8 protein-coding genes are annotated in these 9713 nt (G+C 72.9%); 4 read left to right on the top strand and 4 right to left on the bottom strand.

Annotation, left to right across the window (positions count from 1 at the left end):
- Positions 1-23: 23 nt before the first annotated feature.
- On the bottom strand, positions 24-797 hold the full coding sequence (locus WDV06_RS34420; RefSeq protein ID WP_395513754.1) for a hypothetical protein: 774 nt from the start codon (positions 795-797) through the stop codon (positions 24-26).
- Positions 798-926: 129 nt separating this feature from the next.
- Here WDV06_RS34420 and WDV06_RS34415 point away from each other — a divergent pair, with 129 nt between their 5' ends.
- Complete coding sequence (locus WDV06_RS34415; RefSeq protein WP_395513753.1) at positions 927-2975, top strand: MDR family MFS transporter; 2049 nt, start codon at positions 927-929, stop codon at positions 2973-2975.
- A gap of 41 nt (positions 2976-3016) precedes the next feature.
- Here the strand turns inward: WDV06_RS34415 and WDV06_RS34410 are convergent, their stop codons facing one another.
- The gene (locus tag WDV06_RS34410; RefSeq protein ID WP_395513752.1) at positions 3017-3568 is read right to left on the bottom strand and encodes a GNAT family N-acetyltransferase; all 552 of its coding nucleotides are present in this window, start codon (positions 3566-3568) and stop codon (positions 3017-3019) included.
- A 104-nt stretch (positions 3569-3672) separates the two neighbouring features.
- Here WDV06_RS34410 and WDV06_RS34405 point away from each other — a divergent pair, with 104 nt between their 5' ends.
- A complete protein-coding gene (locus tag WDV06_RS34405; protein ID WP_395513751.1) occupies positions 3673-4068 on the top strand; it encodes a nuclear transport factor 2 family protein in 396 nt (131 codons plus the stop codon).
- A 51-nt stretch (positions 4069-4119) separates the two neighbouring features.
- On the opposite strand, the gene WDV06_RS34400 is transcribed toward WDV06_RS34405, so the two are convergent.
- A complete protein-coding gene (locus WDV06_RS34400) occupies positions 4120-4437 on the bottom strand; it encodes an antibiotic biosynthesis monooxygenase family protein (RefSeq protein ID WP_042815147.1) in 318 nt (105 codons plus the stop codon).
- Between the two features lie 70 nt (positions 4438-4507).
- On the opposite strand from WDV06_RS34400, the gene WDV06_RS34395 reads away from it, so the two are divergent.
- Positions 4508-6529 (top strand): phosphatase PAP2 family protein, encoded by a 2022-nt coding sequence (locus WDV06_RS34395; protein ID WP_395513750.1) that lies wholly within the window; start codon positions 4508-4510, stop codon positions 6527-6529.
- Positions 6530-6831: 302 nt separating this feature from the next.
- Here WDV06_RS34395 and WDV06_RS34390 read toward each other — a convergent pair whose 3' ends face one another.
- Positions 6832-8082: a cytochrome P450 gene (locus tag WDV06_RS34390; protein WP_395513749.1), complete on the bottom strand. Its 1251-nt coding sequence runs from the start codon at positions 8080-8082 to the stop codon at positions 6832-6834.
- A gap of 267 nt (positions 8083-8349) precedes the next feature.
- Here WDV06_RS34390 and WDV06_RS34385 point away from each other — a divergent pair, with 267 nt between their 5' ends.
- Entirely contained in the window at positions 8350-9519 is a 1170-nt protein-coding gene (locus WDV06_RS34385) for a steroid 3-ketoacyl-CoA thiolase (protein ID WP_395513748.1), read from the top strand.
- Positions 9520-9713: the final 194 nt, after the last annotated feature.

Raw genomic sequence — 9713 nt, 5'->3', positions numbered from 1 at the left:
AACCAGAGCACCCAAGGGGAGTTTTACCCCCGCCGCCCCCCCGCCAAATCCCCCGGCGCGCGCGCTCCGCGCGGGCCGGGCCCCTGCGGCGGTACGGCCCGCAGCCGCATGGTCCGGTCGGACGCCGGCGGCCCGGGTATCGCGGAGCCGGGGGTGTGGGGCGGTGCCGCGACGGGCGGGAACGCGGCCGTCGGGGCGTCCGTGCCCGCGGCCGGCGGCGCGGTGGGACCGGTGGGACCGTCGAGGACGGGCGGAATCATGGCGGTGGGCGCCTCGTCGGCGGGCCCCTGCCACGCCCCCGGGGCGGGAGCGGGCGGAACCGGGGGGATCACGGTCGTGGGCGCGTCGACGCCCCCCGGCCCCCCGTTCCCCGAGCCCGCGAGGGGCTGGATCATGGCCGTCGGGGCGTCGGCGTGCCCGTGGGACCAGGCGGTGGGGTGCGACCCGCCCGGGACGGACGGGACCACGGCCGTGGGCGCCCCGGCGGTTTCGGCGGCCCCGGCGGGCCAGGCTGTCGGGTCGGGCGGGAGGTGCGGGATCGCGGTTGTCGGGGCTCCGGGGTCGCCGGGGGCCGGCTGCGGTGGGTTGGGCGGGAACGTCGGGAAGGGGGTGGCCGTGGTGGTGCCGGGCTGGGCCACGGCGCCCAGGACCGGCTGGGGCGGCGTGGCCGCCACCGTCCCGTCGGCCTCGGCCGCCGCCATGTACGGGCGGATGCGCAACGGGTTGAACCCCACGCCCCGCGCGCACGCGCAGTCGGCGCCCACGGCGCCGCATTCCGGACAGCGCTCAGCGCTCACTGGTAACCCCTCCCCTGGACACTGCCAGCGATTATGCAGACCCCTCCTGTCCCACCCAACCCTTCCGGGAGGCCATAACCGGACAGACCGCTCAGGATGGAGATGTCGATCCGGCGTGAGGAGGAGCCGATGGCTCAGGATGTGACCGCATCGCCTGTGAACCCCGCCCAGGGCGCCGAACGCGCCTCGCGCGAGGTTCTCGTCTCGATCGGCGCCCTGTTGCTGGGCCTGCTGATCGCCGCACTCGACCAGACCATCGTCTCCACCGCCCTCCCCACGATCGTGAGCGAGCTCGGCGGCATGGAGCACCTGTCCTGGGTGGTCACCGCCTACATGCTGGCCTCCACCGCCGCCACCCCCCTGTGGGGCAAGCTCGGCGACCAGTACGGGCGCAAGAAGCTCTTCCAGTACGCCATCGTCATCTTCCTCATCGGCTCCGCGCTCTGCGGCCTCGCGCAGGACATGCCGCAGCTGATCGGCTTCCGAGCCCTCCAGGGCCTGGGCGGCGGCGGGCTGATGGTGCTGTCGATGGCGATCGTCGGAGACATCGTCCCGCCCCGCGAACGCGGCAAGTACCAGGGCCTCTTCGGTGCCGTCTTCGGCGCCACGAGCGTGCTCGGGCCCCTGCTGGGCGGCCTGTTCGTGGACCACCTCTCCTGGCGCTGGGTGTTCTACATCAACCTCCCCATCGGTCTCGTCGCCCTCGTCGTCATCGCGGCGGTCCTGCGGATCCCGGCCCGCCCCTCCCGGCACACCATCGACTACCTCGGCACCGTCCTGATCGCCGGCGTCGCCACCTGCCTCGTCCTCGTCGCCTCCCTCGGCGGCAGCTGGGGCTGGGGCTCGACCCGGATCGTGGGCCTGGCCGTCCTCGGCGCCGTCCTCCTCGTCGCCTTCCTGTTCGTCGAGCGGCGGGCCGCCGAACCCGTCCTGCCGCTCAAGCTGTTCCGGATTCGCACCTTCACCCTCTGCTCGGTGATCAGCTTCATCGTCGGCTTCGCCATGTTCGGCGCGATGGTCTACCTGCCGACCTTCCTCCAGGTCGTCCGGGGCGTCTCCCCGACCATGTCGGGCGTCCACATGCTGCCGATGGTGCTCGGCCTGCTGATCGCCTCCACCGCCTCCGGGCAGATCGTCAGCCGCACCGGCCGCTGGAAGGTCTTCCCCCTCGCCGGCACCGCCCTCACCGCCGTCGGACTGCTCCTCCTGCACCAGCTGGAGCGCACCAGTTCCGACCTGGAGATGAGCGCCTACTTCTTCGTCTTCGGCGCCGGCCTCGGCCTGGTCATGCAGGTGCTCGTCCTGGTGGTGCAGAACGCCGTCAGCTACGCCGACCTCGGCGTCGCCACCTCCGGAGCCACCTTCTTCCGTTCCATCGGCGCCTCCTTCGGCGTCGCCATCTTCGGCACGATCTTCACCAGCCGCCTCGGCGAGAAGCTCACCGCCACCCTCGCCGGCGTCCCGCTCCCGCACGCGGTGAGCGCGGAACGCATCGAGGCCGACCCCCGGGCCATCGGCGCCCTCCCGCCCGCCCTCCGGGCCCGGGTGCTGGACGCCTTCGCCAGCGCCATCACCGACGTCTTCCTCTACGCGGTACCCGTGGTCCTGCTCGCCTTCCTGATCGCCTGGTTCCTCAAGGAGGACAAGCTGCGCGGCTCCGTCACCGCACCCGACGTGACGGAGACCCTCGCCTCCAACCCCGTCGAGCGCTCCTCACACGACGAGGTGGCGCGCGCCCTGTCGGTGCTCGGCACCCGTGAGGGCCGCGTCCACGTCTACGAGAAGATCACCGCCAAGGCGGGCTTCGACCTGCTGCCCGCCGCGAGCTGGCTGCTGCTGCGGATCAGGAAGTACGGCTCGGCCGACCCGGCCCTGCTCGCCGAGCGCACCACCGTCCCGCTCAGGGTCGTCACCGACGCCGCCCGCCAGGTGGAAGAGCGGGGGCTCGCCGTCCGGGAGGGGCTCTCCCTCGTCCTGACCGACCGGGGCCGCGAGGCCGCGGACCGGCTGGCCGAGGCCCGCCGGGAATCCCTCGCCGAACTCCTCGGCGACTGGTGGGGTCCGGAGCGCCCCACCGACCTCGTCAAGCTGGTCGAGGAGCTCAACCGGGAGTTGTGCGGTTCCGACGCCGAGGAGCCCTACACGGCCTCCCCACGCCGCGACCACGCGGCGCCCTGACGGGCGGGGACGCGGGGCGGGCGGGGCCGGAGCGCGTCGGATCAGACCAGCGGCTTCTCGAACCAGTGCTGGGCGTACGGGCCGGAGTTGTACGCCGGTATCTCCCGGTACCCGTGACGCGTGTACAGCGCGCGGGCCTCCACCAGGTCGGTCCGGGTGTCCAGCCGTATCCGCACCGCTCCCAGCGCGCGGGCCTCCTCCTCCAGTACGGCCAGCAGGGCCGCCCCGCCCCCCGAGCCCCGAGCGCCGCCGTCGACGTAGATCCTCGTGAGTTCCGCGGTTCCGGGGTCGAGGAGCCGTATGCCGCCGCAGGCCAGGGGCCGTCCGTCGAGCCGGCCGACCACGAACTGCCCCGTCGGCGGTTCGAGCCCGTCGGCCGGGTCGTCCAGCATCCCCTGGTCGATCTCCGCCTCCGTGACGGACCGCTCCCAGTACCGCCCCGCGACCTCCGCGTAGTACGCGCGCCGCAGGGCGGTGGCGTCCGCCGTCGTGAACCGTTCCGGGGCGACGACCCAGCCGGAGACGCCGGCCCGGTCCGCCGCGGTGCCCGCACTGCCTGTCGAAGTGATCGACGTGATCGAATTCCTGTCCATGCCGCCATTGTGGAGACCCACCCCCGTCCCCCGCGTGGAATATCCACAGGCACGGGCCGATGATGAGAAAAGGCGTAAATCCCACGAATGAAGGGTGGACGGTCATGTCGGAGCATCCGGACTGTGCCCTGATCCGCCGCGGCTACGAGGCCTTCGGCAAGGGCGACATGGAGTCCCTGGGCAGCCTCATGACGGCTGACGTCATCCACCACATGCCCGGTACCAGCCCCCTGTCCGGGCACCACAAGGGGCGGGAGGCGGTCCTCGACCTCTACCGCCGCCTGGGGGAGGAGACGGGCGGCACCTTCCGGGTCACCCTGGAGCGCGTCCTGGTCGACGGCCGGGGCCACGCGATGTCCTTCCACACCGCCATGGCGGACCGCGGCGACCGGGGCATCGAGATCCACGAGGGGCTCTTCTTCACCATCGTCGGCGGCAAGATCACCGACATCGACCAGTGCACCCAGGACATCGACGAGAGCGACGCCTTCTGGAGCTGAGAGCCGGAACGGAAGGGCCCGGGGCGCACCCGCCCCGGGCCCCGCCCGTCCTCACGCCTTCTTCGGCGCCGCCTGCTGCACGACCTCGAACGACCACACCTGCGACCCCGAGGCCGCCGGCTTCGGCCGGTCCCCGCCGCCCTGGTGAGCCGCCTTCATCGGCCCCTCCATCCACGCCTGGAAGTCCTCCTCCGAGCGCCAGCGCGTGTACACGAGGTACTGGTCCGTGCCCTCGATCGGCCGCAGCAGCTCGAACCACTCGAACCCGTCCGAGTTCTCCACGGCCCCCGCCCGCGAGGCGAACCGCTGCTCCAGCACCTCGCGCTGCTCGTCGGGAACCGTCAGGGCGTTGATCTTCACGATGCTCATGCCGCCATCCTAGGGATCCCGCGGGGGATATCGTCGTCCCGGCAGTGATCTCCAGTGAGGACGGCGAGGCGTGGCTGACGCGGTGGAGCACGGCGGTGCCAACGGACATGCCGGGGTCATAGGCGGTGGCGGCAGGCTCGGGGCGGCGCGCCTCCTGCTGTGGGCGCTCGCGGCGGTGCTCGCCGTCAGGCAGGCCGCCTCCGTCCTGCGCGTGCCCCCGGGCGAGTGGTTCGGCGACCTCCACCTCTCGGCGAGCACCGCCGCCCCCGGCACCCTCTACGACGCAGGGCAGTTCACCGGCACCCCCTTCGCCGGCCTGGTGCTCAAGCCCCTGGCCGGCCTCGCCGCGCCCTCCTCCCTGGAGGTGGCCTGGACCTGCCTGACCCTGCTGCTGGTGGCCGCCGTCGGGGTGGTCGCCGCGCGCGGGCTGCCCGACCCCGTGCCGCGCCGCACCGCGCTGCTCGCGGCTCCCGTGCTGGTCGCGCTGATGATGGTCTCCCTGCCGGTCCGCGCCGCCGCCTTCCCGGGCCAGACCGCCGTCCTGCCCGTCCTGCTGGTGCTGCTCGCCGTCTTCCGGGTGCCCGGTGCGAGGCCGGCCGGCTTCCTCGTCGGCCTCGCCGCCGCCCTCCAGCCGGCTCTCCTGCTCTTCGCCCCGCTGCTGTGGCTGACCGGCCGCCGTCCCACCGCCCGCGCCGCCGCCGCGACCTTCGCCGCGGCCACCGCGCTGGCCTGGGCCGCCCTGCCGCGCGACTCGTGGACGTACTGGATCCACCACCTGGCCGGCACCGGGCTCGGCGGCTCCCCCGACGGCCCCGCCAACCAGTCCGTCCACGGCGCCCTGCTGCGCTTCGGCCTCACCGGCCCCGCCGAGATCCTCCTCTACGCCGCCCTCGCCGCCGCGGTCACCTGGGCCGCCCTGCGCCGCGCCGCCCGCTACGCCCGTGACGGCCAGCTGCTGCTCGCCGTCGCCGTCACCGGCTGCGCGGCCGTCGCCGTCTCCCCGACCGGCTGGCGCCACCAGCTGCTGTGGGTGCTGCTGGCGGTGGCGGGCAGGGTGGGGAAGCGGGCCGCCGACCGGCGCGTGTGGCCGGTGGCCGTGGTCCTGGCCATCACCCTGCCGAGCGCGGTCCTGCTGCCCAACATGGCCGCCCTGGCCCCCGTACGGGACAACGTGCCGCTCCTCGCGGCCGTCGCGGCGGCCTGCGCCGTGCCGTTCCTGCCGCGCTCCTCCCCGTACTGGCGCGAGCCCGTCCCGACCGTGCACGGGCACCCCGCCGCCGCCCGCTGGGCGCGGATCCCGCTGCTGCCGTTCTGGCGGCGCGCGCTGTCGCGCCCCAACCTGCTGCTGGAACTCCTGCTGATACGGGTCGGTTACTCGATCTACTCGCACATCCGCGCCGCGGCCCCCGCCAGCCGCTCCCTCGCCGAGCGCAACGGGAGCCGGATCCACGGCATCGAGCGGCTGCTCGGCATCGACATCGAGCGGGCCGTGAACGGGGCCGTGGTCGACGCGCCGTGGCTGGAGGCGTTCTTCGACTTCTACTACTCCTCCTTCCACTTCGTGGTGCCGCTCGGGATCCTGGCGGTCCTCTACTGGCGCCGCCCCGCCGACTACCGCTGGGCGCGGGCCTCCCTGGGCCTGGCGACCGTCATCGCACTGGCCGGGTTCTGGCTGTTCCCGCTGGCGCCGCCGCGGCTCATGCCGGGCCTCGGCTTCGTCGACACAGTGCACGGGGCGCAGGACCTGGCGAACCCCTCGTACGGGGCGATGACCGCGATCTCCAACCAGTACGCGGCGATGCCCTCGTTGCACTTCGGGTGGTCGCTGTGGTGCGGGATCGTGGTGGTCGTGCTGGCGCCGAAGGGCTGGCAGAAGCTGCTGGGCGCGCTGCACCCGCTGTTCACGGTGTGCGCGATCGTGGCCACCGCCAACCACTGGGTGTTGGACGCGGTCGGCGGCGCGGCCGTCGTCGGGGCGGGTTTCGGGCTGGTCCACGTCCTGTCGGGGCCGCGCGGGCTGCGGGTGAGCCTGCCCGTGCAGCGCCGGACGGAGGCGGGGGAGCCCGACCGGGTGGCGGCCGCACGCCGGTAGGGCGGGGAGTCAGGGCGCGGCGGCCGGCGGAGCGTTCCGGCCGGGGCGGAAGAGGCGGCCGGGTACCGGCTCCCGCAGGCGCCGGTACCCGGCCGTCTGCGCATGCCCTGACGGGTCCGCAGGCCGGAGGGGCGCCGGGGCACGTCGGCCCCGGCGCCCCTCCGGTGGATCGTCGCGTCCTGCAATGATCGGCCCGGTCTCGGGATCCCGCCACTCGGGCGGGCTCGTGGCCCGGACCGGTCCCGTGGACGGCAGGGGCCGGGGCGTGGGTGGTGACGGCCCCTGCCGCCCCGGGTCACGGGTCAACCGGCGCTGACCCGGAGCTCCTTGATGCCGTTGAGCCAGGCCGCCCGCAGCCGGCGCGGCCCGGCCCCCTCGGGGGCGAGCCGCAGGTCGGGCAGGGTGTCGGCGAGGGCGTTGAAGATGAGGTCGATCTCCATGACGGCCAGGGACTTGCCGAGGCAGAAGTGCGGGCCCCCGCCGCCGAAGCCCAGGTGCGGGTTGGGGTCGCGGGTGATGTCGAAGACCTCCGGGTCGGAGAAGACCTCGGGGTCGTGGTTGGCGGAGGAGTAGAACATCCCCACCCGGTCGCCCGCCTTGATCTTCTGCCCGCCCAGCTCGGTGTCCTGGGTGGCGGTGCGCTGGAAGGAGACCACGGGCGTGGCCCAGCGCACGATCTCCTCCGCGGCCGTCGGGGGCCGGGTCGCCTTGTAGAGCTCCCACTGCTCGGGGTGGGTGAGGAAGGCGTGCATGCCGTGGCTGATGGCGTTGCGCGTGGTCTCGTTGCCCGCGACGGCCAGCAGCAGCACGAAGAAGCCGAACTCGTCGGAGCGCAGGTTGCCCTCGCCCTCCGCCGCCACCAGCTGGGTGACGATGTCCTTGGCGGGGCACTCCTTGCGCTCGGCGGCCAGGTTCATCGCGTACCCGATGAGCTCGACGGCCGCGTTGGCGCCGACCTCCTCGGTGATCGCGTACTCCGGGTCGTCGTACGCGACCATCTTGTTCGACCAGTCGAAGATCTTGGACCGGTCGCGCTGCGGTACGCCGATCAGCTCGGCGATGGCCTGGAGGGGGAGTTCGCAGGCGACCTGCGTGACGAAGTCGAAGCCGCCGTCGGCCGATACCGCCCGGGCCTCCTCGACGATCCTGCGGGCCCGGTCGCGCAGGGCCTGCTCCAGGCCGCGGATGGCGCGCGGGGTGAATCCGCGCTGCACGATCTGCCGTACGCGGGTGTGTTCCGGGGGGTCCATGTTCAGCATGATCAGGCGCTGCGCCTCGATCTGCTCGCGCTGGACGTGCGCGTTGAAGCGGATGATCGCCGTATTGGTGGTGGAGGAGAACAACTCCGGGTGGGTGGAGACGTACTTGACGTCCGCGTGCCGGGTGACGGCCCAGTAGCCCTCGTCGTCGAACCCGGTGATCCCGCGAGGCTGGGCGCACCACCACACGGGAGCGGTCTGCCGGAGCCGCGCGAACTCCGGGAGCGGCACCCGTTCCCGGAGGAGGTCGGGGTCGGTGGCGTCGAAGCCTTCGGGCAGCGCGGGACAGGACATCGGGCGGCTCCAAGGTCTGACAAGAGGTCTGACGATCCATCAGAAGCTGGCTTGAAGGTAGTAACGAGTTCTAGAAGTGACAAGGGCCTCCGCGTCAACCGTTGCGTGTGGAATCCGTGGAGGGCGCGTGCAAGACCCTTGCGTGGCGGGGGTCCGGGTCATAAGACTGCGGTAGATAACTAGAACGCGTACTAGTTCGAGCGCGGCGGCCGCTGGGGCGGTCCGTCGCGCAGGCGCTGTGCAGAGTGTGCAGGAGAGGACGAGCTCATGGCCGCGGAACCCGTCATCGTCGAAGCCGTACGCACGCCCATCGGGAAACGCGGGGGCGCCCTGGCCAACCTCCATCCCGCCTACCTGCTCGGCGAGACCTACCGCGAACTCCTCGCCCGTACCGGAATCCAGCCCGACTGCGTCGAACAGATCGTCGGCGGCACCGTCACCCACGCCGGCGAGCAGTCCATGAACCCCGCCCGCAACGCCTGGCTCGCCATGGGGCTCCCCTACGAGACCGCGGCCACCACCGTCGACTGCCAGTGCGGCAGCTCCCAGCAGGCCAACCACATGGTGGCCAACATGGTCTCCGGCGGGGTCATCGACATCGGCATCGCCTGCGGCGTCGAGGCCATGAGCCGGGTCCCGCTCGGCTCCGGCTCCAAGCACGGCCCCGGCAAGCCCTTCCCGGACGAGTGGAACGTCGACCTCCCCAACCAGTTCGAGGCGGCCGAGCGGATCGCCCGCCACCGCGGCCTGACCCGCGAGGACGTCGACCGCCTCGGCGTCCTCTCGCAGGAGCGGGCCGCCGCCGCCTGGGCCGAGGAGCGCTTCAAGCGCGAGACCTTCGCCGTCCAGGTCCCCACCACGGAGGAGGAACAGGCCGCCGGACAGGGCATGTGGCGGCTGGTCGACCGGGACGAGGGCCTGCGCGACACCAGTATGGAGGGCCTGGCCCGGCTCAAGCCGGTGATGCCGACGGCCGTGCACACCGCCGGGAACTCCTCCCAGATATCCGACGGCGCCGCCGCCGTGATGTGGGCCTCGCGCAAGATGGCCCGCGCCCTCAAGCTCAGGCCGCGCGCCCGCATCGTCGCCCAGGCCCTGGTCGGCGCCGACCCGCACTACCACCTGGACGGACCCATCGACGCCACGCGGGCCGTACTGGGCAAGGCCGGCATGTCCCTCAGGGACATCGACCTCGTCGAGATCAACGAGGCCTTCGCCTCCGTGGTCCTCAGCTGGGCCCAGGTCTTCGGACAGGACCTGGAGAAGGTCAACGTCAACGGCGGCGCCATCGCGCTCGGCCACCCCGTCGGCGCCACCGGCGCCCGGCTGATCACCACCGCGCTCCACGAGCTGGAGCGGCGCGACAAGGAGTTCGCGCTGATCACCATGTGCGCGGGCGGCGCACTGGCCACCGGCACGATCATCCAGCGCCTCTGAGCGCGGAGCGCGCCGGAGCGCGCCCACCGAACCCGTGGGATGGGATGCGAGAGGCCCCGGTGGCCGGACCTGGGGAGGCCGGCCACCGGGGCCCTCGTGTGTCTGCCGTGCTGTCGCGGCGGCTTAGTACCAGTGGTTGGCCTGCCAGAAGTTCCAGGCGCCGACCGGGCTGCCGTAGCGCTCGTTCATGTAGT

Origin of the sequence: Streptomyces racemochromogenes (assembly GCF_044129415.1) — a bacterium.
GTDB lineage: Bacteria > Actinomycetota > Actinomycetes > Streptomycetales > Streptomycetaceae > Streptomyces > Streptomyces racemochromogenes_A.
The sequence above is the reverse complement of the archived record's forward strand: the minus strand, read 5'-3'. Positions and strand labels throughout refer to the sequence as shown.

Bases quoted from the DNA above. Each gene is read 5' to 3' on its own strand.
- WDV06_RS34415 (WP_395513753.1), top strand. From the start codon at position 927: ATGGCTCAGGATGTGACCGCATCGCCTGTGAACCCCGCCCAGGGCGCC.
- WDV06_RS34410 (WP_395513752.1), bottom strand. From the start codon at position 3,568: ATGGACAGGAATTCGATCACGTCGATCACTTCGACAGGCAGTGCGGGC.
- WDV06_RS34405 (WP_395513751.1), top strand. From the start codon at position 3,673: ATGTCGGAGCATCCGGACTGTGCCCTGATCCGCCGCGGCTACGAGGCC.
- WDV06_RS34400 (WP_042815147.1), bottom strand. From the start codon at position 4,437: ATGAGCATCGTGAAGATCAACGCCCTGACGGTTCCCGACGAGCAGCGC.
- WDV06_RS34390 (WP_395513749.1), bottom strand. From the start codon at position 8,082: ATGTCCTGTCCCGCGCTGCCCGAAGGCTTCGACGCCACCGACCCCGAC.
- WDV06_RS34385 (WP_395513748.1), top strand. From the start codon at position 8,350: ATGGCCGCGGAACCCGTCATCGTCGAAGCCGTACGCACGCCCATCGGG.